The sequence below is a fragment of the Streptomyces sp. NPDC046727 genome (genome assembly GCF_040645635.1).
Lineage (GTDB): Bacteria > Actinomycetota > Actinomycetes > Streptomycetales > Streptomycetaceae > Streptomyces.
In genome coordinates this window covers 116,643-141,385 of the sequence record NZ_JBEYYR010000010.1, presented here as the reverse complement: position 1 = coordinate 141,385, position 24,743 = coordinate 116,643, and the positions used below count along the sequence as shown (strand labels likewise).

Genomic DNA, 24,743 nt, shown 5'->3' with positions numbered 1-24,743 from the left:
TCCGTCGGTCCTTCCCTCATCTCTGGCGGCCACCGACCCTGGATAAACGCTTGTGGCCGGTGGAGGAGGCCATCAGCCTGGGTCGCATGAGGAACAACACCACGCGTCTCGACCATGTCGTCCTGTGGGTGGCCGACCCGGTCGCCGCCGCCGTCTTCTACCAGACGGCCGTCGGCCTGGAGCCGATCAAGGTCGCAGAGTTCGTGGAGGGGAAGGCGTCCTTCCCCTCCGTGCGTGTCAACGAGGAGACCATATTCGACCTCGCACCGCGCACCTTCGCCGAACGGATGAGGATGCTGCCCGGCTCCGCCGACAGCGCGGGCCACCCGGTCAACCACATCTGCCTGTCCCTGCCCGCCGACGCCTTCGACGCCCTGCGGGTCCGCCTGGAAGAGCACGGTGTCCCCGTGTCGGGCATCGACCACGGCCTGTCCGGCGCCCGTGGCAACGCCACGCGCAGCTTCTACTTCCGGGACCCCGACGGCAACATCTTCGAAGCCCGGCACTACGACGACTGACCGCGACGACGGACCGGGTCCGGGGGCCGGTCAGAACAGCGGCTCGGGCAGCACACCCTCCAGGGCGAGCAGCTTCCGCTTGGTCTCCAGCCCGCCCCCGAAACCACCGATGCCGCCACCGCTCTCCACCACCCGGTGGCACGGCACCACCACAGGCAGCGGGTTGGCGCCCATCGCGGCGCCGACCGCCTGCGCTCCGCCGGGCTGCCCGACCCGCCCCGCCAGATCGCCGTACCCCACCACGGTGCCGTACGGCACACCGGACGCCAGCTCACGCAGTACCTGCCGGTTGAACCCGGAGATCAGCGACCAGTCCAAAGGCAGGTCGAAGTCGTGCCGCTCGCCCGCGAAGTACGCCCGCACCTGGCCTATCGCCTCCGCCAGCAGCGGAGAGTCCGGATCCTCCACGGGCCGGCCGCCCAGGCGGGCGGCCAGCCGCTCCAGCGCACGGTCGCGCACCGCGTCCGAAGCGTGGAAGACGACGTTGACCAGGCCGTCGTGGGTCGCCGCCAGCATCAGCGGACCGATGTCCGTGCCGACGACGGCCCACACGACCCGCTGCTCATCCTGCCCATGGCTGTCCATGCGCCCACGGTACGACCCGCCACTGACAACGCTCGCCCGGCTCAGTCCGAGCCCAGCGCCGCCCGCACCACGTCGGGCTTGTTGGTGATGATCCCGTCGACCCCGTAGGCGGCGACCATGCGGGTGCCGGCAGCGTCGTTCACCGTCCAGGCGAACAACTTGAGCCGCCGGCCGTGCGGCCCGTGGAAGACGTGCACCGCCGAAACATAGCCCCTGCTCAGCGACCCGTACGAGGGATTGACCAGATCGGTGAAGCGCGCGAGCCCGGGCAGCTGCGCCACGGTGGGCGTCCCGAGATAGGCGGTGGTGACCGCGGGCTTCAGCTCATGGACGGCCCGCACGCTGTCCGCGCTGAAGCTCTGCACGACCAGCCGCCCCAGGTGCCTGCCGTCCAGCCACCCCTCGTTGCCGAGGAGCTTCAGGGTCTGCTGCTCGATGCCCGGGTACAGCTCCGGGTTCTTGATCTCCAGGAGCAGCTTTTCGTGATTGTGCTCGACCCGGCGCATGTACTGCTGCAGCGTCGGCACGCGCGCGCCCGCGTACGCGGGGGAGAACCAGCTGCCCGCGTCCAGCCGGGCGATCTCGGCCGCGGTGAAGTCCCGCACCTTCCACGGGGCCCGGCCGGGGAAGACGTCCTCGACGTTCGTGGTGCGCTGCAGGCTGTCGTCGTGGAGGACGACCAGCTCGCCGTCCTTGGTGCGCTGGACGTCGTTCTCGACCCAGGAGAAGCCCAGCTCGGCGGCCTTGTCGATGGCGGCCAGCGTGTTCTCGGGTGCGTAGGCGGAGGCACCCCGGTGGGCGATGACCACGGGCACGCCGTCCTCACGCGCCCGGGCGTCGGACGTGGGGCTCAGCAGAACCGCCGCCGTCCCCAGGGCCGCGGCGAGCGTGGCGGCTACTACGCGCGCGTACATGCGTACTCCTCGCGTCGACAAAATACCGACAGCTCCAGACTGACAGCAGAGGGTCAACGACACCCGGGCGCACGATGGACACAGATTGAATGGAGATGTCCAAGTGCGCTCACCGGTGCCGCACAACTGCGGCAAGGGCGTGTTTCTTTGCCGGAAAGTCGTTCGACCATTCCGGTGGGGGTCATACTCTCTGCGACAACCCTGACCGCCCGCGCGGTCCTGGGACGGGGGCATATTCAGGTATTCCGGGACGCAAGAAGGCGGAAGGGCAGCCGCGGATGCAAGGCACGGTCGACGGATTCAGTTACGGGGCCGTCACCCCGTTGGTGGCCTATCTCATGGCCTGCCTCGGCGGTGCCCTCGGCCTGCGCTGCACCACACGGTCTTTGCTGGTCACACACTCCCGGCGCCCGGCCTGGCTGGCTCTCGGCTCGGCCGCGATCGGCTCCGGCATATGGACCATGCACTTCGTCGCGATGATGGGCTTCACCATCAAGGAGACGTCGATCCAGTACGACAAGCCGATCACCTATGCGAGCCTCGGGCTCGCCATCGTGATGGTCGGCATCGGGATCTTCATCGTGGGCTACCGGGGCGCCACCGGAACCCCCCTCTTCACCGGCGGCACGATCACCGGTCTGGGTGTCGCCTCGATGCACTACCTCGGCATGGCGGGCGTCCACTTCCATGGCCGCTTCACCTACAACACCTTCACCGTCGCCGCCTCCGTCGTCATAGCGGTCGTGGCCGCCACCGCCGCCCTGTGGGCCGCCGGACAGGTGCGGGGCTTCGTGTGGAGCGTGGGCGCGAGCCTCGTCATGGGGCTCGCGGTCAGCGGCATGCACTACACCGGGATGGCCGCCCTCAGCGTCCACCTCGACAGCGCCTCCCAGGCCGCCGGGGGCACGCCCGCGGCATCCGTGCTCGCGCCGATGCTGATCGGCCCGCTCGCCTTCCTGCTCCTCGCCGGCGCCGTCGTGATCTTCGACCCGCTGATGATCATGGGCCGGCGCCACTGGACTCCCGTCGAGCACAAGCCGGGTGTCCCGGCCGCCGCTGTCGCCTCCCACACGGACCGCCGCCCCGCCGTCCACGAGGGGCACCGGCCGGCCCGCCGGCCCGAGCACCACGGCTCCCGCACCCCGCAGAACCGCTGATCGGGACCCGTTGTCAGTGGGGGGTCGTACGGTGGATGGCATGCGGCCCGTTTCCCACATCGAACGCACGGTGGCGCCTTTCGAGGTCGTCAGCCCCTACCAGCCCAGCGGCGACCAGCCCAGGGCCATCGCCGACCTGGCCAAGCGCATCCAGGGCGGTGAGAAGGATGTCGTCCTCCTGGGCGCGACCGGCACCGGCAAGTCCGCCACCACGGCGTGGATGATCGAGCAGCTCCAGCGCCCCACGCTCGTGATGGCGCCGAACAAGACGCTGGCCGCCCAGCTGGCCAACGAGTTCCGCGAGCTGTTGCCGAACAACGCGGTCGAGTACTTCGTCTCGTACTACGACTACTACCAGCCCGAGGCCTACGTCCCGCAGTCCGACACCTACATCGAGAAGGACTCCTCGATCAACGAGGAGGTCGAGCGCCTGCGCCACTCGGCCACCAACTCGCTGCTCACCCGCCGCGACGTGGTCGTGGTCGCCTCGGTGTCCTGCATCTACGGCCTCGGTACTCCGCAGGAGTACGTGGACCGCATGGTCCCGCTCAGGGTCGGCGACGAGATCGACCGCGACGACCTGCTGCGCCGCTTCGTCGACATCCAGTACACGCGCAACGACATGGCCTTCACCCGCGGCACCTTCCGGGTCCGCGGCGACACCATCGAGATCTTCCCGGTCTACGAGGAGCTGGCCGTCCGCATCGAGATGTTCGGCGACGAGATCGAGGCGCTGTCCACGCTCCACCCGCTCACCGGCGAGATCATCAGCGACGACCAGCATCTCTACGTCTTCCCCGCCTCCCACTACGTCGCCGGTCCCGAGCGCATGGAGCGGGCCGTCAACGACATCGAGAAGGAGCTGGGAGAGCGCCTGGCCGAGCTGGAGAAGCAGGGCAAGCTCCTGGAGGCTCAGCGGCTGCGGATGCGCACCACGTACGACATCGAGATGCTCCGGCAGATCGGCACCTGCTCCGGCGTGGAGAACTACTCGATGCACTTCGACGGCCGGCTGCCCGGCTCGCCGCCCAACACCCTGCTGGACTACTTCCCGGACGACTTCCTGCTCGTCATCGACGAGTCGCACGTCACCGTCCCGCAGATCGGCGCGATGTACGAGGGCGACGCCTCCCGCAAGCGCACCCTCGTGGACCACGGCTTCCGCCTGCCCTCCGCCCTGGACAACCGCCCCCTGAAGTGGGAGGAGTTCCAGGAGCGCATCGGGCAGACCGTCTACCTGTCGGCGACCCCGGGCACCTACGAGATGTCGCGCTCGGACGGCTTCGTCGAGCAGATCATCCGGCCGACCGGACTGGTCGACCCGGAGGTCGTGGTCAAGCCCACCGAGGGGCAGATCGACGACCTGGTGCACGAGATCCGCAAGCGCACCGAGAAGGACGAGCGGGTCCTCGTCACCACGCTGACCAAGAAGATGGCCGAGGACCTCACCGACTACTTCCTGGAACTCGGCATCCAGGTCCGCTACCTGCACAGCGACGTCGACACCCTGCGCCGCGTCGAGCTGCTGCGCGAGCTGCGCTCCGGTGAGTACGACGTCCTGGTCGGCATCAACCTGCTCCGTGAGGGACTCGACCTGCCCGAGGTGTCCCTGGTGGCGATCCTGGACGCCGACAAGGAGGGCTTCCTCCGCTCCGGCACCTCGCTGATCCAGACCATCGGCCGTGCGGCGCGTAACGTCTCTGGTCAGGTCCACATGTACGCCGACAAGATCACCCCGGCGATGGAGAAGGCCATCGAGGAGACGAACCGCCGCCGGGAGAAGCAGATCGCCTACAACAAGGCGAACGGCATCGATCCGCAGCCGCTGCGCAAGAAGATCAACGACATCGTCGCGCAGATCGCCCGCGAGGAGGTCGACACCGAGCAGCTCCTCGGCTCCGGCTACCGCAAGACGAAGGACGGCAAGGGCGCGAAGGCCCCCGTTCCGTCGCTCGGCGACAAGGCCGCCAAGGGTGCGAAGGCGGGCAAGGCCGCCAAGACCGCCAAGGGCCAGGCGGTGCCCACGGACCGTCCGGCCGCCGAACTGGCCGAGCAGATCGAGGAGATGACCGAGCGCATGCGCGCCGCCGCCGCGGAGCTGCAGTTCGAGATCGCGGCGCGGCTGCGCGACGAGGTCTCCGAGATGAAGAAGGAGCTGCGTCAGATGCGGGAGGCGGGCCTCGCCTGAGCCTCTGCTCCCGTCCCGACCTCGGCATATGCGCCAAGTGTTGCAACACCGACACAAAAGCGCGGGCCGGGGTCGGCACTGTCAGTGGCCCTGCGTAGGGTTTTGGACAACCGCGCTGTGCGCAGCACACAGCCCGGCGCGGCAACAGGGGACCGTCGAGAGGGGATTCAGCCGTGTCCGTCAACTTGTCCAAGGGTCAGGCCATCAGCCTGGAGAAGAAGGACGGTGCCACCCTGACCGCGGTCCGTATGGGGCTCGGCTGGCAGGCGGCGAAGCGGCGCGGCCTGTTCGGCTCCCGCACCCGCGAGATCGACCTGGACGCCTCGGCGGTCCTCTTCGCCGGCGGGAAGCCCGAGGACGTCGTCTTCTTCCGCCACCTGGTGAGCGACGACGGTTCCGTGCGCCACACCGGTGACAACCTCGTGGGCGGCGCCGGTCAGGGCGGGGACGACGAGGCGATCCTGGTGGACCTGCAGCGTGTCCCGGTCCACATCGACCAGATCGTCTTCACGGTGAACTCCTTCACCGGCCAGACCTTCCAGGAAGTGCAGAACGCGTTCTGCCGGCTCGTGGACGAGACCACCGGCCAGGAACTGGCCCGCTACACCCTGGCCGGCGGTGGCGAGTACACCGCCCAGATCATGGCCAAGGTGCACCGGGCAGGCTCCGGCTGGACGATGACCGCCATCGGCTCCCCGGCGAACGGCCGCACCTTCCAGGACCTGATGCCGACGATCCAGCAGCACCTCTAGGACCGACCGCCGGCCCACCGGGCGCGGTACGCACGACAGAACGACACGGGGGGACGGCGATGGCGGCTGAGCTGGTACGGGGACAGAACCACTCGCTGTCCCAGGCCCGGCTGGAGATCCGGATCTCGGCCGGAGTGCCGGTCCTGGCCGGAGCCACCCTCGGCGACGAGCACGGCACGGTGCACGGCCGCGAGTGGGTGGCCCACCTCGGTGCCCCTGCGGTGCCCGGCGTCGAGGTGCTCCGGCAGGCCGCCGCCGAGCACCGCCTGACCGTCGACCTGGCCGCCCTGCCCGAGGCCGTGCACCGCATCGACGTGTTCCTGGCCCTGCCCACCGGCACCGCGGGCCCGCTCCGCTTCGGTGCCGTCCCCGCCCCGCACACCACGGTGAACGGCCTCGACGGCACCGAACTCGCCTGCTACACCCTCACCGGCCTGGACGCCGAGGCCGCCGTGATCGCCCTGGAGCTGTATCGCAGGCAGGGTGCCTGGAAAGTGCGTGCGATGGGCCAGGGCTACGCGGGCGGCCTGCCCGCACTCCTCGCCGACCAGGGGCTGCGCGACGCGGACGACGTCACGACGGCCATCCAGGAGGCGGCGGCCCACACCCTGCCTCACGCGATACCCACACCGTCGACCGAGCCGGCCGCGCCGACCGCCGTCGGTTCCACACCCCTGGCGTCTCCCACCCCTGAAACACCTCCCGCGCCTCACACGGCGTCCGCTCCGCAAGCTGCCTCCACATCCGAGCCCGCGGAGTCGCTACGGCCGTACGGCCCGCAGCACCCGGACGACGATCACCTGCAGCCCATCGGCCCGATCGACTACACGCACCCCCGCCGGACCCGCAACGGTCCTCCTCCGCCCCCGCCTCCCGCCCCCTCGGCCGCCGACGGACAGCCCGCTCAGCCCGTCGCCGGAGACGCCGTGGGCTGGTCGATGGAGGAACGGCTGTACAACCAGGTCTGGGGCATGTTCGAGGATCTGGCCCGCACCACCGCCGCCTACCGCAGGGCCGTCGAATTCGCCGACTCCCGACTGGAGGAGGAGCTGGACCAGGCCCTCGCCGACCCGCGCCGGCGGCTCGGCACGGCGGGAGACACCGCCCGCGAGGCGGCCCACGCTCGCCGGACCCAGCTGGCGGACCAGGCGCGCGAGGCCCTCGACCGCGACCTCGCCCAGCTCACCGCCGAGGCCGAGGTGGTGGAGCCCGCGCTCCCGCCCGCCTACGCCCGGTGGGACAACCCCGTCTGGCATGCCTACCGTGTCCCCGCGGAGTCGCCGATGGCCCTGCGGCTCGGCGATCTCCACCTCCCCGATAGCGTCCCGCTGCGCATACCCCTGCTGGTCAGGCTGCCGCTGGAACGCGGTCTGTGGATCGACAGCGGTCCGGCGGCAGACACCGGCGACCGTGTGCCCGACTCCGCCGAGCTGCGACACCTGGCCATGGAGGCGGCGGTCGCCCTCGCGGCGCGCCTGCTGGCCGTCCACCCGGCCGGGGCGTTCGCGGTGCAGGTCATCGACCCGGCCGGTGCCGGAGCGCGGGCGCTCCTGCCGCTGACGCAGGCGGGGGTCCTCGCGGTGCCGCCCGCGACCGGCGCGGCGGGGGTCTCGCAGATGCTGGAGCGGCTCACCCGGCGGGTCGACCTGGTGCAGATGGCGATGCGGGGCGGTGCGGCCGAGTCACTGCCGGCCGATGTGGACACCGCGCAGCAGCTCCTGATCGTCAACGACTTCCCGCACGGGTTCGACGAGCGGTCGGTGACCCGGCTGCGCTATCTCGCCGACGAGGGGCCGGCCGTCGGCGTGCACCTCCTGCTGGTCGCCGACCGTGAGGACACCGCCGCCTACGGCCCCCTGCTCGACCCGCTGTGGCGTTCGCTGCTGCGACTCACCCCGCTGCCCGACGACCATCTCGCCGATCCGTGGGTCGGCCATGCCTGGACGTACGAACCGTCACTCGCCCCGGTGGGCAGCCGGGTAATGCGCGAGGTGCTCACCGAGGTGGGCCGAGCCCGCACCAAGCAGTGGTAAAGGGGCTCTGACCAGCCAACTTGGCATCTATTTTACTAAACACTTTACCTTTCCTTGGTGATTGGGGTACTGTCTTCCGTACGGAGGGGAGTACTCCCTGACTGCGGCGCACCCGTCAGTACGGACCGGTTCCAGGTCCCGGGGCGTCGGCCCATCACGGGTGGAAGAGACCTCCGGCAGCGACAACGCTGAGTGTGTTTGCCGTTCCCCAATGCCGGAGGTGCAGTGGAAGTCTCCATGGCCCTATGGGTCTTCACCATCGTGGGTCTCGCCGCCCTGATCGCGGTCGACTTCTTCATCGGCCGCAAGCCGCATGAGGTGTCGATCAAGGAAGCGGGTATCTGGACGGTCGTCTGGATCGCCCTGGCCGGGCTCTTCGGTCTCGGTCTTCTCGTCTTCGGCGGTGGACAGCCGGCCGGCGAGTTCTTCGCGGGCTTCATCACCGAGAAGTCACTGAGCGTCGACAACCTCTTCGTCTTCGTCCTGATCATGGCGAAGTTCGCGGTGCCCACCCAGTACCAGCAGCGCGTCCTGCTCGTCGGCGTCCTCATAGCCCTGGTCCTGCGGGCCGTCTTCATCGCCGCCGGAGCCGCGATCATCGCCAGCTTCTCCTGGGTGTTCTACCTCTTCGGCGCCTTCCTCATCTGGACCGCCTGGAAGCTCATCCAGGAGGCCCGCGCAGAGGAGCAGGACGAGGAGTACGAGGAGAACAAGCTCCTGAAGGCCGCGGAGCGCAAGTTCGGCGTGGCCGACCGGTACCACGGCACGAAGCTCTGGATCCAGCAGAACGGCAAGCGGGTCATGACCCCGATGCTGGTCGTGATGCTCGCCATCGGTACGACGGACGTGCTGTTCGCGCTGGACTCCATCCCCGCGATCTTCGGCCTCACCCAGGACCCGTACATCGTCTTCACCGCCAATGCCTTCGCCCTGATGGGCCTGCGTCAGCTGTACTTCCTCATCGGTGGCCTGCTGAGGAAGCTGGTCCACCTGTCGTACGGCCTGTCGATCATCCTCGGCTTCATCGGCGTCAAGCTGGTGCTGCACGCGTTGCACGAGTCCGGTGTCCATGTCCCCGAGATCAGCATCCCGGTCTCCCTCGGTGTGATCTGCGCGGTCCTCGCCGTCACCACGGTCACCAGCCTGCTGGCCTCCAAGAAGCAGGCGGCAGTCGAGGCGGCGAAGGCCGCCGGCGAAGACGCCCGGAAGGGCAGCGTCGACGTCTGACCGCACCGTCGGGGAAGCCCGTGATCCGCCCCATAGCCCCTCAGCGGGGTGTCGTCGCGACGCGGAGGCCCGGTCCCACCGGCACCGGGCCCCGCACCGGAAAGGATGAGAGGTATCCGAAAAGAACGGAATGCGAACCCTGTAAGCCTCTGCGACCATCGCCGCATGATCACTCGGCTCCGGTCGCTCACTCATCGATGGACGATCCTCGTGCCGGTGCTCGCGGTCGTCCTGCTGGCCTTCACCTGGGGCCGGGACCTGCCCGGTGTGGTCGTCGGCCTGGTGACCCTCGTCCTCGCCGGTGCCGTTCTGGCGGCCGTGCACCACGCCGAGGTGATCGCCCACCGGGTCGGTGAGCCCTTCGGCTCCCTGGTGCTCGCCATCGCCGTCACGGTCATCGAGGTGGCCCTGATCGTCACCCTCATGGCCGACGGCGGCGACAAGAGTTCCACCCTGGCCCGGGACACCGTCTTCGCCGCCGTGATGATCACGTGCAACGGCATCGTCGGGCTCTGTCTGCTCGTCGCCTCCCTGCGGCACGGCACGGCGGTCTTCAACCCCGAGGGCACCGGCGCGGCACTGGCGACCGTGGCCACGCTGGCCACGCTCAGCCTCGTGCTGCCGACCTTCACCACCAGCAAGCCCGGACCGGAGTTCTCCTCGGTCCAGCTGACGTTCGCCGCGCTGTCCTCACTGATCCTGTACGGGCTGTTCGTGACCACCCAGACCGTACGCCACCGCGACTACTTCCTGCCCATCACCCGGCAGGGTGAGGTCATCACCGCCGACACCCACGCCCAACCCCCCTCCGCGCGCGCCGCCTGGATCAGCCTCGGCCTGCTCGGGCTCGCCCTGATCGGGGTGGTCGGCCTGGCCAAGGGCGTGTCGCCCACGATCGAGTCGGGTGTGGCGGCGGCGGGCCTGCCGCAAGCGGTGGTCGGTGTGATCATCGCCCTGCTCGTCCTGCTGCCGGAGACGATCGCCGCGCTGCGCTCCGCACGCCGTGACCGGGTGCAGACCAGCCTCAACCTCGCGCTCGGCTCCGCGATGGCCAGCATCGGCCTGACCATCCCGGCCGTGGCACTCGCCTCCGTCTGGCTGTCCGGGCCGCTCGTCCTCGGCCTCGGCTCGACCCACATGCTGTTGCTCGCGCTGACCGTGGTGGTCAGCTCCCTGACCGTCGTGCCGGGCCGTGCCACGCCCCTGCAGGGAGGCGTCCACCTGGTGCTGTTCGCGGCCTACCTGGAACTGGCGATCAATCCCTAGCCCGCGATCGGTTCGCGGCCCGTCCGGTCAGCCCGTGACCTGCTCCACCGCCGGCACGGGCACCGGACGGGTCTCCGGAAGCAGCGCGAAGCACATCAGGCTGATCAGTGCGATACCCGTCAGATACACCCCCACGCCCCACGGGACCCGCCCGCCCCGCTCCGCGAGGGCCGTTGCCACGATCGGGGTGAGGGCGCCGCCGAGGACGCCGCCGAGGTTGTAGCCCACCGCGGCACCCGTGCACCGCACCCGGGGCTCGTACAGTTCCGGCAGGTAGGCGGCGATCACCGAGACGATGGTGACGAAGGCGAGCAGGGCGCCCAGGATGGCGAGGAACATCAGCAGCGGCTCGCCGGTCGCCAGCAGCGCGACCATCGGGAGCATCCACAGGGCGCAGGCCGCGCACCCGGTCAGACACATCGGCCGACGTCCGTACCGGTCGCCGAGCAGCGCCAGGAACGGCGTCAGCGCGCCCTGCACGACCACCGCGCCCACGATGCAGACCAGCATGACCGTACGGCTCACGCCGAGCCGCTCCGTCGCGTACGACAGCGACCAGGTCGTCACCGTGTAGAACACCGCGTAGCCGACCGCCAGCGCCCCGGCCGTCAGCAGCACCAGCCGTCCGTGGTGCCGTACGACCTCGACGAGCGGCACGCGCGCGTGGTCGTCGATCTCCAGGAACCGGGGGCTCTCCGCGAGCGACGAGCGCAGCCACAGACCGGCCAGTGCCAGCGCGCCGGCCGCCCAGAACGGCACGCGCCAGCCCCACCGCGCGAACTCCGCGTCGGACAGCGTCGCCGACAGCACGAGCATCACCCCGTTGGCCAGGACGAAGCCGAGCGCCGGCCCCATCTGGGGGAAGCTCGACCACAGCGCTCGCCGCCCGGGGGGAGCGTGCTCGGCGGTCAGCAGCACCGCCCCGCCCCACTCCCCGCCGAGCCCCAGCCCCTGCAGGAAGCGCAGGACGAGCAGCAGCACGGGCGCGGCCATGCCGATGGCCCCGTACGACGGCACACAGCCGACCGCGACCGTGGAGGCACCGGTGAGCAGCAACGAGACGACGAGCACGGGCCGCCGTCCGCGCCGGTCCCCGAGGTGCCCGAACAGCACCGAGCCCACCGGCCGGGCCACGAACCCCACCCCGAACGTCCCGAACGCCGCCAGCGTCCCGGCGAGCGGCGAGAACGTCGGAAAGAACAACGGCCCCAGAACCAGAGCCGCCGCGGTTCCGTAGGCGAAGAAGTCGTAGAACTCGACCGCTGTCCCGGCGAGCGAGGCGGCGGCGAGCCGCGGCATGGACGGGGTGCTTACGACGGGTACATCGTGCATGCCGCGTCAACTACCCCCAGTGATCAAGGGTTACGGGGGCGTGCGGAGGTGACCACGGGACCGGAGTGCGCGCCGGGGTGAGCGGGGCCCGCGGCCCGCTGTCCGCCCTGGTCGGCGTGATAGACCGGGTGCGAGCAGCGGTCGTACCCGCACCGCCCCGAACGGACCGGAGGAACCGTGCCCCGCACCCTTGCCAGCGCCCCGATCATGATCCTCAACGGGCCCAACCTGAACCTGCTCGGCCAGCGCCAGCCCGAGATCTACGGCAAGGACACACTGGCCGACGTGGAGGCGCTGTGCGCCAAGGCGGCAGCCGCGCACGGCGGCACCGTGGACTTCCGGCAGTCCAACCACGAGGGCGAACTGGTCGACTGGATCCAGGAGGCGCGGCTGAACCACTGCGGGATCGTCATCAACCCCGGCGCCTACTCGCACACGTCGGTCGCCATTCTGGACGCGCTCAACACCTGCGACGGCATGCCCGTGCTGGAGGTGCACATCTCCAACATCCACCAGCGCGAATCGTTCCGGCACCACTCGTACGTCTCGCTGCGCGCCGACGGCGTGATCGCCGGCTGCGGAGTGCAGGGCTACGTGTTCGGCGTGGAGCGGGTCGCGGCGCTGGCCGGCGCGGCGCAGGCGGACGCGTAACCCCGCGCGCGGGACTACAGCCGGCCCGCCTCCACGATCCGCCGCAGGAACCGCCGCGTGCGCTCCTGCCGAGGGTCGCCGAAGACCTGCTCGGCGGTGCCGCGCTCCAGCACGACCCCGCCGTCCAGGAAGCACACCTGGTCGGCGACGTCCCGCGCGAAGCCCATCTCGTGCGTCGCCAGCACCATCGTCATGCCCTCGTCCTTCAGGCCACGGACCACCTCCAGCACCTCGCCCACCAGTTCGGGGTCGAGCGCGGCCGTGATCTCGTCCAGCAGCAACAGCCGCGGCCGCGCCGCGAGGGCCCGTACGATCGCCACACGCTGCTGCTGACCGCCGCTGAGCCGGTCCGGGTAGGCATCCGCCTTGCCGGCGAGGCCGAGGCGCTCCAGCAGCTCCCTGGCCCGTTCCTCGGCCTCCGCACGAGAGACGCCGTGCACCCGGCGCGGCGCGAGCGTGATGTTGTCGAGCACGGTCATGTGCGGGAAGAGGTTGTACGCCTGGAAGACGACCCCGATCCGGCGGCGTACCGCGTCCTGGTCCGCGCGCGGGTCGGTGATCTCCTCGCCGTCCAGCCAGATCGCGCCGTCGTCGACCTCCTCCAGGAGGTTGGCGCAGCGCAGCAGCGTGGACTTGCCCGAGCCGGAGGCGCCGATCAGCGCGGTCACCGTGTGCGGGGCGACCTCCAGATCGACGTCCCGCAGGACGACCGAGTCGCCGAAGGTCTTGCGGACGGACTCCATCCGCAGGACGGGCGCATTGCTCACGGGCGTGCTCTCGGACGCGCTCACAGGGCTCCTCCCCGGGTCCTCACAGGGAACCTCCCTGGGCCCGCTGCCGGTCCATCCGGGCCGTCACCCAGTCGGTGAACCGGGTCATCGGAATGGTCAGCGCCACGAACACCAGCCCCGCGACGATGTACGGCGTGTAGTTCAGGCTGCGGCCCACGATGATGTCGGCCGCGCGTACGGCGTCCACCGCACCTCCGATGGACACCAGACCGGTGTCCTTCTGCAGCGACACCAGGTCGTTGAGCAGCGGCGGCACCTGGCGGCGCACGGCCTGCGGCAGTACGACGTAGCGCAGGGCCTGCCGGTTGGTGAGGCCCAGCGAGCGCGCCGCCGCCCGCTGCGAGGGGTGGATGGACTCGATGCCGGCCCGGAACACCTCCGCCACGTACGCCGAGTACGTCAGCGTCAGCGCCGTCCCGCCGAGCAGGACCGGATCGACCGTGACCCCCTGCAGCCGCAGCGCCGGCACGCCCAGGACCACGATCATCAGGTTGATGATCAGCGGCAGACCGCGGAAGAAGTCGGTGTACGCCGCCGCTAGCGCCCGGAGCGGGAAGAAGACCGGGCCGCGCAGGGTCCGCGCGACGGCGATCAGCATGCCGAGGACCAGGACGGCGGCACCGCAGATCAGCAGCAGCCGGACGTTCAGCCACAGCCCTTCGAGGACCTTCGGGAACGCCTCGCGCGCGTAGTGCGCGCTGAAGAAGGTCTCCTTGGTGCGCGGCCAGCCCGGTGCGTTGACGACGACCAGGTAGAGCACGGCGGCCGTGACGAGGGTCGACAGCGCCCCGATGGCGGTGGCACGGCGGGCACGCGCGCGTCTGTAGCGCTCGCGCGCCAGCCGCCGCTCGGAGGGTACGTAGTCGTCGCCGGAGCCGCCGTCACCGGCGCCACCGGTCATGTCACCCTTGTCGTCCGCCCCCTCCCGGGCCGACTCGCCCTTGGTGAGCGTCACTTGAGCACCGGGGCGTCGACGGCGTCCGAGAGCCACTGCTTCTCGATCCCGGCCAGCGTGCCGTCCTTGCGCAGGGCGTCGACGGCACCGGTCACGCACGAGGTCAGCGCGCTGCCCTTGTCCAGCACGAGGCCGAACTGCTCGGCAGTGCCGCCCTGGTTCTCGAACTGGCCGACGATCTTCGCGTCCGTCACCTCGGCCGCGGTGATGTAGAACGCGGTCGGCAGGTCGGTGACGATGGCGTCGACCTGACCGTTCTTCAGCGCGGACTTGGCCTGGTCGTTCTTGGCGTAGACGGCGGCGTCCTGGGCCGGCTTCACGACGTCGGAGATGTAGTCGAGGCTCGTGGTGCCCACCTGGGCGCCCAGCTTCAGCTTCTTCAGGTCCGCGATGCTCGTCGCCCGGGCGGCCTTGGTGCCCTTGAGCGCGATGACCGCCTGGCGCACGTCGTAGTAGCCGGAGGAGAAGTCAACGGCCTTCTTGCGCTCGGCGCTGATCGACACCTGGTTGATGTCGAAGTCGAAGGTCTTCACCCCCGGCGCGAACGCCTTGTTGAACGGCACGCTCTGCCATACGACCGCGCTCTTGTCGTACCCCAGCTGCTTCGCCACGGCATAGGCGACCGCCGACTCGAAGCCCTTGCCGTTGGCGGGCTTGTCGTCCTTGAACCAGGGCTCGTACGCCGGTTCGTCCGTCGCGATCGTCAGCTTCCCGGACGTCTTGGTGGCGAGCTTGCCCTGGGCGCAGCTCTTCGCGGCCGACCCGGACGGGGCGGCCGACGCCTTCTCCTCGGGCTGCGGGGCGCAGCCGACAGCGGTGGCGAGCAGGGCTACGGTGGCGGCGGCGACCGCGCGGCGCAGGGCGCGAGGGGCAGGATGCATGGCGGGAGAGTGGCAGCGAACGCAGCGTTTGTCCAGGTCACGGTGGTCGTTGTCCGCATACTGGGAACGGGTGTTGCGGCCGTGTGAACGCGGCTCGACGTCGTCCACGCGCGCGTGCCGCAGGCCTGGGCCGCCGGCCGAGGGCGGGGTTGGAGGCCGGCGGCCCCTACCGCTCAGGAGCCGTCATCCTGGGCGGGGCTCCTACCAGTTGACTGCGCGCGACGGCTCTGCGGGAGTGCGCGCGGGGGTCCGGTGCGTGCGAAAGGTTCACACGGGGCGCGCACAGGAGTGGTGTGCGCGGGGCGCGCGTACGGCCTGCACGCCGGAGCGCGGGCACTCAGCGAGAGCCGCCAGGCACCCGCGGACGCGCACGCGAACCGCCAGGCTCTCACGGACGCGCCGCCGCGCCGTCCGGTGCCCGCTCACCACCCGCGCGCGTGCCACTCCGGCAGATGCGGCCGTTCCGCGCCCAGCGTGGTGTCGTTGCCGTGCCCCGGATAGACCCACGTCTCGTCCGGCAGCACGTCGAAGAGCTTCGTCTCCACGTCGTGGATCAGGCTGGCGAACGCCTTCGGGTCCTTGCGCGTATTGCCGACACCGCCCGGGAAGAGGCAGTCGCCGGTGAAGACGTGCGGGTGCCCGTGCGGGTCGTCGTAGACCAGCGCGATCGAACCGGGCGTGTGCCCGACCAGATGGCGCGCGGTGAGTTCCACCTGGCCCACCCTGATGACGTCGCCGTCGTCGACGTGGACGTCGGTGGGCACCGGGATGCCGGGGGCGTCGTCGCGGCCGGCGTACGTACGCGCGCCCGTGGCCGCGACGACCCGGGCGAGGGCCTGCCAGTGATCGCCGTGCTGATGCGTGGTGACGACGGACGCGATGCCGTCGTCACCGATCATGGCGAGGAGTGTCTCCGCCTCGTTGGCGGCGTCGATCAGAAGCTGCTCGTCGGTGGCCCGGCAGCGCAGCAGATAGGCGTTGTTGTCCATCGGGCCGACCGCGATCTTGCTGATCATCAGGTCTTTCAGCTCGTGCACATCCGCCGGTCCGCCGACCTTGACCTCTCCGGAGTACGTCATGACGGCAGCCTATAGCGGGGGAGCCCCGGTGGACGGCCGCCGGGCGAGCCCGTGGGCGGTGGTCCTCCTAGAGCGGAGGCAGCTTCGGCAGCGCCCCGCCCCGTACCTCCAGCGCCGCCCCGTCGCGGCGCCCGGCGAGCCAGCCCACCAGGTCCGCGGGCCGGCCGGTGACCGTGACCCCGGGCTCGTCCGCCTCGCGCCCGGTGCTCCACGCGCGCGCGGCATCCGTGACGCGGGTCGCCGGCACGTCGGGGTGCCCGGAGAACCGGTCCGTGAGGAAGCCGGTCTCCCGCTCCAGGAACTCCGCCGGAAGATCCTCCAGCTCGTAACCGATCCCGAGGTCGACGTGGTGCAGCTCCACCTCCGCCCACCGGCGGAACGGCACCCGGGCCGCGGAGTCGGTGACCCCGTTGCGCAGCTCCACCGTGCGCGTCCAGTCCGCGGGCGCGTCCCCGGCCGCCTGGAAGCGGGCCGCGCTCTCCCGGACGTCGGCGACCTGGTCCTCCAGGGGCCGCGGGGCGTCGCGCTCGATGTCGGCGTCCCGCACCTCGGCGCTCGCGTACATGGGACGGCCCTGGAGGACGTTCACGAGCGCGTCCGCGTTCCGGGCGAGGTGGGCGAGGACGTGGCCGCGGCTCCAGCCCGGAAGCCGTGACGGCTCGGCGAGTGAGGCGTTGTCCAGTTTGGCGACCGCGGCGAGGAGCCGGTCCGTCGCTTCCCGTACACAGGCCAGGTCATGCGCGTGATCAATCATGGTGCTGACCCTAGTCCGGCCACACGTTTGGGTGAAGGTGGTGAACCTCGCCCGCAAATCGAATGTGCGTGCTATATCGTCGAAGGTGGCGTCGGGCATGCTGGATGGTCGGTGGTTGTTATGCAACCGGGCAATCCGACCGGCGTTGTCAGTGGCTCCCCCTAGTCTGAAGAAGCACAGGGGCCCCGCCCCTGTCACTTCTCCCAAGAAAGGTGCGGACCGGCGTGGCCGACCGTCTCATCGTCCGTGGCGCGCGCGAGCACAATCTGAAGAATGTCTCGCTCGACCTGCCTCGCGACTCGCTCATCGTCTTCACGGGCCTGTCCGGGTCGGGCAAGTCCTCCCTGGCCTTCGACACGATCTTCGCGGAGGGCCAGCGCCGTTACGTGGAGTCGCTCTCCTCGTACGCACGGCAGTTCCTCGGCCAGATGGACAAGCCCGACGTCGACTTCATCGAGGGCCTGTCGCCGGCGGTGTCCATCGACCAGAAGTCGACCTCGCGCAACCCGCGCTCGACGGTCGGCACGATCACCGAGGTCTACGACTACCTGCGCCTGCTCTTCGCGCGCATCGGCAAGCCGCACTGTCCCGAGTGCGGCCGCCCGATCTCGCGTCAGTCGCCGCAGGCCATCGTGGACAAGGTCCTGGAGCTGCCGGAGGGCAGCCGCTTCCAGGTGCTGTCCCCGCTGGTGCGCGAGCGCAAGGGCGAGTTCGTCGACCTCTTCGCCGACCTGCAGACCAAGGGCTACTCCCGCGCGCGCGTGGACGGCGAGACCGTCCAGCTGTCCGACCCGCCGACCCTGAAGAAGCAGGAGAAGCACACCATCGAGGTGGTCGTGGACCGCCTCACGGTGAAGGGCACCGCCAAGCGCCGTCTCACCGACTCCGTGGAGACCGCCCTCGGTCTGTCCGGCGGCATGGTCGTGCTCGACTTCGTGGACCTCCCCGAGGACGACCCCGAGCGCGAGCGCATGTACTCGGAGCACCTGTACTGCCCGTACGACGACCTGTCCTTCGAAGAGCTGGAGCCCCGCTCCTTCTCCTTCAACTCGCCCTTCGGCGCCTGCCCCGAGTGCACCGGCATCGGCACGCGCATGGAGGTCGACCCGGAGCTGATCGTCCCGGACGAGGACAAGTCCCTGGACGAGGGCGCCATCCACCCCTGGTCGCACGGACACACCAAGGACTACTTCGGCCGCCTGATCGGTGCCCTCGCGGACGCCCTCGGCTTCCGCACCGACATCCCCTTCGCGGGTCTGCCGCAGCGCGCCAAGAAGGCCCTGCTCCACGGCCACAAGACCCAGATCGAGGTGCGCTACCGCAACCGGTACGGCCGGGAGCGTGTCTACACCACGCCCTTCGAGGGGGCGGTGCCCTTCGTCAAGCGCCGGCACAGCGAGGCCGAGAGCGACGCCAGCCGCGAGCGCTTCGAGGGCTACATGCGCGAGGTGCCCTGCCCCTCCTGCGAGGGCTCGCGGCTGAAGCCGATCGTCCTCGCGGTCACGATCATGGAGAAGTCGATCGCCGAGGTCTCCGCGATGTCGATCAGCGACTGCGCGGAGTTCCTGGGCGAGCTGAAGCTGAACGCCCGCGACAAGAAGATCGCCGAGCGGGTCCTGAAGGAGGTCAACGAGCGGCTGCGCTTCCTGGTCGACGTCGGCCTGGACTACCTCTCGCTCAACCGCGCGGCAGGCACCCTCTCCGGCGGCGAGGCCCAGCGCATCCGCCTGGCCACCCAGATCGGCTCCGGCCTCGTCGGCGTCCTGTACGTCCTGGACGAGCCGTCCATCGGTCTGCACCAGCGGGACAACCACCGGCTGATCGAGACCCTGGTCCGCCTGCGCGACATGGGCAACACGCTCATCGTCGTGGAGCACGACGAGGACACGATCAAGGTCGCCGACTGGATCGTGGACATCGGCCCCGGCGCTGGCGAGCACGGCGGCAAGGTCGTGCACAGCGGCTCCCTGAAGGAGCTGCTGGCCAACGCCGAGTCGCAGACCGGCTCCTACCTCTCGGGCCGCAAGTCGATCCCGCTCCCGGACATCCGGCGCCCCCGTGACCCGTCCCGGCACCTGACCGTGCACGGCGCCCGCGAGAACAACCTGCAGGACATCGACGTGTCCTTCCCGCTGGGTGTGTTCACGGCCGTCACCGGCGTCTCCGGCTCCGGCAAGTCGACCCTGGTCAACGACATCCTCTACACGCACCTGGCCCGTGAGCTGAACGGCGCCCGGACCGTCCCCGGACGGCACACGCGCGTGGACGGTGACGACCTGGTCGACAAGGTCGTGCACGTCGACCAGTCGCCGATCGGCCGCACCCCGAGGTCCAACCCGGCGACGTACACCGGCGTCTTCGACCACATCCGCAAGCTGTTCGCCGAGACCACCGAGGCGAAGGTCCGGGGCTACCTGCCCGGTCGCTTCTCCTTCAACGTCAAGGGCGGTCGCTGCGAGAACTGCGCGGGCGACGGCACGATCAAGATCGAGATGAACTTCCTCCCGGACGTCTACGTCCCGTGCGAGGTCTGCCACGGCGCCCGGTACAACCGGGAGACCCTGGAGGTCCACTACAAGGGCAAGTCCATCGCCGAAGTGCTGAACATGCCGATCGAGGAGGCCATGCACTTCTTCGAGGCGGTCCCGGCGATCTCCCGTCACCTGAAGACGCTGAACGACGTCGGTCTCGGCTACGTCCGCCTCGGCCAGTCCGCCACCACCCTCTCCGGCGGTGAGGCGCAGCGCGTCAAGCTCGCCAGCGAACTGCAGAAGCGGTCCACGGGACGCACGGTCTACGTCCTGGACGAGCCGACCACCGGTCTGCACTTCGAGGACATCAGCAAGCTGCTCAAGGTCCTCGGCGGACTGGTCGACAAGGGCAACACGGTCATCGTCATCGAGCACAACCTCGACGTGATCAAGACCGCCGACTGGATCGTGGACATGGGTCCGGAGGGCGGCGCCGGCGGTGGCCTGGTGGTCGCCGAGGGCACGCCCGAGGAGGTCGCCGGGGTTCCGGCGAGCCACACCGGCAAGTTCCTGAGGGAGATCCTCGGCGCCGACCGGATCAGCGACGCCGAGCCGGTGAAGGCCCAGCGCGGCAGTACGGCCCGGAAGACGGCCGCGGCCACGTCGTCGGCGAAGAAGACGGTGACGGCCAAGGCCAACAACACCGCGACCAAGAAGGCCGCCAAGGTCACGAAGAAGGCGACGCCCGCGAAGAAGACCACGCGGGCCCGCACGGCCTGAGACGGTCAGCCCGGAGGGCGTTGAGGACACCCTCCGGCCCGGCCTGACATCGCATCAAGAATTCGGCGCCCCGCGGGAACTCCCCGCGGGGCGCCGCTCGTTCCACCATCAGCCAGCCCGGTCCAGCGGTCCGACAGGTCCCCCTCGCCCACCGCAGGTCCGGCCGTACCTTGTCAACAGCACAGGGAAACAACCCGCTCAGAGTGCGGCCGACTCACCCAGCTCCGCCGCGTACGGTGGCTCGGCCCCCGCCCGCGAGCAGGTGACCGCCGCCGCCCGTGCCGCGAAGCGCAGCAGCCGTGTCCAGCCCTCCGTCCCGAGGGCGGCGAGCGCTTCCGGGGACAGCGCGTCCCGGACGGCCAGTCCGTGCAGCAAGGCCGCGTTCACCGTGTCACCGGCGCCGATGGTGTCCACGACCTCGACCTTCTCGCCCGGCACGGAATGCTCCCCGCCGTCCGGGGTGAACACGGTCAGACCGTCGCCGCCCCGTGTGATCACCACGGCCGCCGGTCCCGCGCTCAGCCACTCGCGCGGGGTGCCGCCGAGCCACTCCGCATCCTCCTCGGACAGCTTCAGCAGCGTCACCGAGGGCAGCCAGCTCTTGAAACGCGCACGGTAGGCGTCCGCGTCCGCGATGAGCCCCGCCCGGATATTGGGGTCGAGCGCGGTGAACAGCCCCTGTCCTGCGGCGGTACGCATCAACTCCTCGTAGGCGCTCGCCCCCGGTTCCAGGACGAGCGAGCAGGTACCGAAGGACACCGCGCGCGTACCGGCGGGGAGTACGGCAGGGGTGGTGAACAGGCGGTCGGCGGTGCCGTCGACATAGAAGGAGTACGCGGCCGAGCCGGCGGCGTCGATCGTGGCCACGGCGAGCGTCGTCGGCTCAGGCCCCCGCTGTACGGCGGACACGTCGACCCCGGCCCGCCGCAGTCCGTCGAGCAGAGCCTCGCCGAAGGCGTCGTTCGACGTCCGCGAGCAGAAGGCGGTGCGGGAGCCGAGTCGGCCGAGCGCCACGGCGGTGTTGTACGGGCCGCCGCCGAGCGCCGGCTTCAGGTCCGCCAGGGCACCGGGGCCCTGCGGTACCAGGTCGATCAGTGCCTCACCGGCGACGACGATCACGAGGCGGTTCCCTTCTCGGACAGCGTGGATGATGCGGTGTGCCCGGCCTCTGCGGTGCTGCCCGGCTCCTCCGGGCAGCCGCAGGACGTGCGATGGACGAATGCGCAGGGCAGCCGGACGGTCTCGGCCGGCCGGTCCGGCTCGGCCAGCCGGTCCAGGAGCACGCGGACGGCTTGGGCGCCCAGCTCTCGGCTGGGCTGGGCGATGGCGGTCAGCCGGGGCGAGAACAGGTCGGCCCAGGCGAAGTCGTCGAAGCAGCACAGGGCGATGTCGTCCGGCACGGACCGGCCGTGCCGGCGCAGTGCGCTCAGGGCGCCGATGGTCATCGCGTTGTTGGCGGTGACGAGCGCCGTGGGTGGATCGGGCAGGCCGAGCAGGGCGGCCGTCGCCTGCTCGGCACCGGCGGACTCGGAATTGCCGGATACGAGGAGACGCTCGTCGTAGGCCAGACCGGCGGCGGCGAGGCCCTCCCGGTAGCCGGAGATGCGCTCACCGGTGGTGCTGAGCCCGGGCAGGCCGGCGATCAGACCGATCCGGCGGTGCCCCAGCCCGGCGAGGTGGGTGACGAGCAGGGCCATCGGCGCGGCACTCTCGGCACAGACCTGGTCGAACCACGGCGCATCCGGGACAGAGGCGGCCCCCGCACCGCCGTCCGGCGATACCGTCTCCGCCACGCGCGCGTCGATCCGTCGGTCCAGGAACACGGTCGGGACCGCGTGGCGACGCAGGTAGCCGACGAGGTCCCCGGGGTCGGCGGACGGGGCGACGATCATGCCGTCCACCCGGCGCTCATGGAGCAGCTGCACGACCTTGCGCTCATGACGGGGATCGTCGTGCGGATCGGCGATGAGCAGGCTGTAGCCCGCTTCCAGAGCAGCGGCCTCGACGCCCTGCAGGATCTCCGTGAAGTACGGGTTGCTGATGGCCGACACCGCAAGTCCGATGGAGCGGGTGCGCGAGGTCACCAGAGAGCGGGCCAGGGTGTTGGGGGTGTAGCCGAGGGCGTCGACGGCGTCGAGCACGGCCTGGCGGGTGTGGGGGAGCACCGGGCGCGTGCCGTTGAGGACGTGGGAAACGGTCGCCACGGAGACTCCGGCACGCCGGGCGACATCCGTCATGGTGGCCATAGCGTTCCCTTCCGGTCTTATGGCCGGGACGGTATCCCATGGCACAGCCCCGCGTAAACGCTTACGTAAGCGTTTACGCACCTGCACCGCCATCTAGTCCGCCACTCATCCCACCCAGCTCCGCCGACGCACCCCCGAGTCCGCCCGGACTGCACCCGAACGCGCCCTCGAATCGCCCTTCAGCTCGCCCCCGACTCCACCAACCCCGCCCCGAGACCGGCCCCTCTGCCCCGGTATCGTCGCTCTGCACACCCCTTGACCAGTGGAGTTCCAGATGCCCGCCCGCTCCTCCGCGAGCCGCCGTACCGTCCTTCGAGGGGCCGCCGCGGTCCCGGTCGCCGGGCTCGGCCTGGCCGCCTGCTCGGCCCCCGGTGGCAACGGTGCGGCCGCCACCCCGACCGCGCCGGTGGACCTCGGTGCCGAGAGCGAGGTCGCCAAAGGCGGGGCCAAGCTCTACCGGGATCACAACGTGGTGGTCAGCCGTGACCAGGACGGCGCGCTGAAGGCGTACAGCACGATCTGCACGCACGCGGGGTGCCCCATCAACAAGCTGCAGGGGACGACCCTGATCTGCCCCTGCCACGGCAGCGAGTTCGACGCCGTGACGGGCAAGGTGGTCCAGGCGCCGGCCACCGAGCCCCTGGCCGAGCTGTCGGTGAAGGCCACGAAGGGCAGGATCGTCGCCGGTCCCGCGGACTGACCGGACCGACCGGAGAGCCGCGGGGGCCGGAACCACGTCTCAGTGAAAAGGCCCCGGGGGACCGCTCACTCCCAGTCCCAGGCGATCCCCACGATGCCCGGCCGGATCCTCGGCTCGACCACATGGACGCAGTGGTGCGGATCCGCCACGGACAGTTCCTGTCGGCCGCTGCGCGGGGCCGCCGCCGAGTGCTGGGCGAAGCGGTGGCAGCGCACCGGCAGTGCGGCCGTGTCGAAGCGCACCTGCAGCGCGTACTGGCCGCCGGGTGATCCGAACCGGTGGAGGTACTCGCGGGACGTCCCGGCCGTGCCGTCCTCGATGCCGTACCGGAAGAGGAAGGTGTCGCCGGTGCGCAGCCGGGTGCCGAAGAGCAGCTCGGCCACCAGGACGCCGGTGTCCTGGTCCCAGCGGAGGCGGCCGGTGCGGCAGTTCTCCAGGGCGTGCACGGCGATGCGGCGTGGGTCGCAGCCGGGGTCGCCGTGGTGGACGGCGACGAACCGGTCGACGCCGTCGCGGTGGGCCCGCACGATGTGGTGGGCCTCGCGGCTCGCCAGCTCGCGCCGGGCGCCGATGCGGACGCATTCGTGGTGGCCCAGGGTGTGGAGTCCGCCGTCCAGGGACCAGCCGAGGTCGGCGGTGAGCCGGTCCAGGACGTCCGAGGCCTCGATCAGGGAGCGGTAGGAGCGGCCCGCCTGGTGGCCGGCCATCGCGGGCTCGTTCGACTCGGCGAGCAGCCGGATCAGTGACTCGTCCGGCAGCTGGAGGATCTCCTCCAGCGCCCGTACCGCGCGCAGCGACTCCGGGCGCTGCGGGCGGCGGGCACCCTGCTGCCAGTAACTCAGGCTGGTGACGCCCACCTTCACCCCGTGGCGCGACAGATGGTGCTGCACGCGCTGGAGCGGCAGTCCGCGTGCGGCGATCGCGGCGCGCAGCGCCACATGGAAGGGGCCGCCCCGCAGGGCCGTGTCCAGTTCCGCGGTGGGGATGTCCGCGTGCTCTGTGGCATGCCGCATGCCGACGGGCCTTTCTGTGAGGTGTTGCTACGGCTGGTCAGACCGCCTGTGCGGGTGTGCGGGGCCACCCCCGTGGGCGCTGCGGACGCCCGTGGCCGGGCACACCGCGCCCGTACGCATGTGTGTACGGCCCCGAGTTCCCCCGCATTGAAGCGTGTTGACCAGAACCCGACAACACCTCGGGCCCGGCCGTTCCGGACAACTGGCCGGACCTCGCCGCTCCGCGCACGCCGGAGGGGGTCCGCGAGGACTGCCGTGGGCCTCGTCCAGGGCCTCGCCGGGGGGACGGCGGCGGGCTGAACGCCTCCGGCACGGCCGGAACGCGACCGCCGGACCTGCCGAGGGCCGCAGCTTGGCCGAACGCGGCCGCTGGACGTGCCGAGGGCCCCGGCATGGCCGAACGTGACCGTCGGACGTGCCGAGGGCTTCGGCTTGGCCGAACGCGGCCGT

The 24,743-nt window shown here is 70.5% G+C and carries 21 protein-coding genes; 10 read left to right on the top strand and 11 right to left on the bottom strand.

Annotated features, from left to right (window positions below; all coding sequences use genetic code 11):
* The first annotated feature begins 86 nt into the window (after positions 1 to 86).
* Positions 87 to 518 (top strand): VOC family protein, encoded by a 432-nt coding sequence (locus tag ABZ937_RS15145; RefSeq protein WP_361691271.1) that lies wholly within the window; start codon positions 87 to 89, stop codon positions 516 to 518.
* A 30-nt stretch (positions 519 to 548) separates the two neighbouring features.
* On the opposite strand, the gene ABZ937_RS15140 is transcribed toward ABZ937_RS15145, so the two are convergent.
* Both ABZ937_RS15140 and ABZ937_RS15135 read right to left on the bottom strand, forming a co-directional pair.
* The gene (locus ABZ937_RS15140; RefSeq protein ID WP_361691268.1) at positions 549 to 1,103 is read right to left on the bottom strand and encodes a methylated-DNA--[protein]-cysteine S-methyltransferase; all 555 of its coding nucleotides are present in this window, start codon (positions 1,101 to 1,103) and stop codon (positions 549 to 551) included.
* 41 nt (positions 1,104 to 1,144) lie between these two features.
* Complete coding sequence (locus ABZ937_RS15135; RefSeq protein ID WP_361691265.1) at positions 1,145 to 2,017, bottom strand: glycerophosphodiester phosphodiesterase family protein; 873 nt, start codon at positions 2,015 to 2,017, stop codon at positions 1,145 to 1,147.
* A 278-nt stretch (positions 2,018 to 2,295) separates the two neighbouring features.
* Between ABZ937_RS15135 and ABZ937_RS15130 the strand changes: the two genes are divergently transcribed.
* From ABZ937_RS15130 to ABZ937_RS15105, 6 genes are all read left to right on the top strand, one after another.
* Positions 2,296 to 3,174 (top strand): MHYT domain-containing protein, encoded by an 879-nt coding sequence (locus ABZ937_RS15130; RefSeq protein WP_361691262.1) that lies wholly within the window; start codon positions 2,296 to 2,298, stop codon positions 3,172 to 3,174.
* A gap of 40 nt (positions 3,175 to 3,214) precedes the next feature.
* Complete coding sequence (gene uvrB / locus ABZ937_RS15125; RefSeq protein WP_361691259.1) at positions 3,215 to 5,362, top strand: excinuclease ABC subunit UvrB; 2,148 nt, start codon at positions 3,215 to 3,217, stop codon at positions 5,360 to 5,362.
* Positions 5,363 to 5,535: 173 nt separating this feature from the next.
* Positions 5,536 to 6,114 carry a TerD family protein gene (locus ABZ937_RS15120; protein ID WP_361691256.1) on the top strand — a complete coding sequence of 193 codons (579 nt, stop codon included), beginning with the start codon at positions 5,536 to 5,538 and terminating at the stop codon, positions 6,112 to 6,114.
* Between the two features lie 59 nt (positions 6,115 to 6,173).
* Positions 6,174 to 8,147, top strand: a complete 1,974-nt coding sequence (locus tag ABZ937_RS15115) for a TerD family protein (protein ID WP_361691254.1) — start codon at positions 6,174 to 6,176, stop codon at positions 8,145 to 8,147.
* 225 nt (positions 8,148 to 8,372) lie between these two features.
* Positions 8,373 to 9,374 carry a TerC/Alx family metal homeostasis membrane protein gene (locus ABZ937_RS15110; RefSeq protein WP_361691251.1) on the top strand — a complete coding sequence of 334 codons (1,002 nt, stop codon included), beginning with the start codon at positions 8,373 to 8,375 and terminating at the stop codon, positions 9,372 to 9,374.
* Positions 9,375 to 9,539: 165 nt separating this feature from the next.
* On the top strand, positions 9,540 to 10,640 hold the full coding sequence (locus tag ABZ937_RS15105) for an ionic transporter y4hA (protein ID WP_361691248.1): 1,101 nt from the start codon (positions 9,540 to 9,542) through the stop codon (positions 10,638 to 10,640).
* 27 nt (positions 10,641 to 10,667) lie between these two features.
* On the opposite strand, the gene ABZ937_RS15100 is transcribed toward ABZ937_RS15105, so the two are convergent.
* Positions 10,668 to 11,939, bottom strand: coding sequence for an MFS transporter (locus ABZ937_RS15100; protein WP_361691636.1), 1,272 nt, complete (start codon positions 11,937 to 11,939; stop codon positions 10,668 to 10,670).
* A gap of 210 nt (positions 11,940 to 12,149) precedes the next feature.
* Between ABZ937_RS15100 and aroQ the strand changes: the two genes are divergently transcribed.
* Positions 12,150 to 12,623 carry a type II 3-dehydroquinate dehydratase gene (gene aroQ, locus ABZ937_RS15095; RefSeq protein ID WP_361691245.1) on the top strand — a complete coding sequence of 158 codons (474 nt, stop codon included), beginning with the start codon at positions 12,150 to 12,152 and terminating at the stop codon, positions 12,621 to 12,623.
* A 14-nt stretch (positions 12,624 to 12,637) separates the two neighbouring features.
* On the opposite strand, the gene ABZ937_RS15090 is transcribed toward aroQ, so the two are convergent.
* The 5 genes from ABZ937_RS15090 to ABZ937_RS15070 form a co-directional block, all read right to left on the bottom strand.
* Positions 12,638 to 13,366 (bottom strand): amino acid ABC transporter ATP-binding protein, encoded by a 729-nt coding sequence (locus ABZ937_RS15090; RefSeq protein ID WP_361691633.1) that lies wholly within the window; start codon positions 13,364 to 13,366, stop codon positions 12,638 to 12,640.
* Between the two features lie 67 nt (positions 13,367 to 13,433).
* Positions 13,434 to 14,369: an amino acid ABC transporter permease gene (locus tag ABZ937_RS15085; protein WP_361691242.1), complete on the bottom strand. Its 936-nt coding sequence runs from the start codon at positions 14,367 to 14,369 to the stop codon at positions 13,434 to 13,436.
* Positions 14,366 to 15,250 carry an ABC transporter substrate-binding protein gene (locus ABZ937_RS15080; RefSeq protein WP_361691239.1) on the bottom strand — a complete coding sequence of 295 codons (885 nt, stop codon included), beginning with the start codon at positions 15,248 to 15,250 and terminating at the stop codon, positions 14,366 to 14,368. The genes ABZ937_RS15085 and ABZ937_RS15080 overlap by 4 nt, the downstream gene beginning before the upstream one ends.
* A gap of 422 nt (positions 15,251 to 15,672) precedes the next feature.
* Positions 15,673 to 16,329, bottom strand: a complete 657-nt coding sequence (locus ABZ937_RS15075) for an MBL fold metallo-hydrolase (protein WP_361691236.1) — start codon at positions 16,327 to 16,329, stop codon at positions 15,673 to 15,675.
* A 67-nt stretch (positions 16,330 to 16,396) separates the two neighbouring features.
* Positions 16,397 to 17,083 carry a maleylpyruvate isomerase family mycothiol-dependent enzyme gene (locus ABZ937_RS15070; RefSeq protein ID WP_361691233.1) on the bottom strand — a complete coding sequence of 229 codons (687 nt, stop codon included), beginning with the start codon at positions 17,081 to 17,083 and terminating at the stop codon, positions 16,397 to 16,399.
* Positions 17,084 to 17,307: 224 nt separating this feature from the next.
* On the opposite strand from ABZ937_RS15070, the gene uvrA reads away from it, so the two are divergent.
* Complete coding sequence (uvrA, locus tag ABZ937_RS15065) at positions 17,308 to 20,334, top strand: excinuclease ABC subunit UvrA (RefSeq protein ID WP_361691230.1); 3,027 nt, start codon at positions 17,308 to 17,310, stop codon at positions 20,332 to 20,334.
* 198 nt (positions 20,335 to 20,532) lie between these two features.
* Here uvrA and ABZ937_RS15060 read toward each other — a convergent pair whose 3' ends face one another.
* Both ABZ937_RS15060 and ABZ937_RS15055 read right to left on the bottom strand, forming a co-directional pair.
* Entirely contained in the window at positions 20,533 to 21,453 is a 921-nt protein-coding gene (locus ABZ937_RS15060) for a carbohydrate kinase (protein ID WP_361691227.1), read from the bottom strand.
* Positions 21,450 to 22,580: a LacI family DNA-binding transcriptional regulator gene (locus ABZ937_RS15055; protein WP_361691224.1), complete on the bottom strand. Its 1,131-nt coding sequence runs from the start codon at positions 22,578 to 22,580 to the stop codon at positions 21,450 to 21,452. Before ABZ937_RS15055 ends, ABZ937_RS15060 begins: the two co-directional genes overlap by 4 nt.
* Positions 22,581 to 22,854: 274 nt before the next feature.
* On the opposite strand from ABZ937_RS15055, the gene ABZ937_RS15050 reads away from it, so the two are divergent.
* The gene (locus tag ABZ937_RS15050; RefSeq protein WP_361691221.1) at positions 22,855 to 23,280 is read left to right on the top strand and encodes a Rieske (2Fe-2S) protein; all 426 of its coding nucleotides are present in this window, start codon (positions 22,855 to 22,857) and stop codon (positions 23,278 to 23,280) included.
* A 65-nt stretch (positions 23,281 to 23,345) separates the two neighbouring features.
* On the opposite strand, the gene ABZ937_RS15045 is transcribed toward ABZ937_RS15050, so the two are convergent.
* Positions 23,346 to 24,293 (bottom strand): hypothetical protein, encoded by a 948-nt coding sequence (locus ABZ937_RS15045; protein WP_361691218.1) that lies wholly within the window; start codon positions 24,291 to 24,293, stop codon positions 23,346 to 23,348.
* Positions 24,294 to 24,743 lie beyond the last annotated feature (450 nt).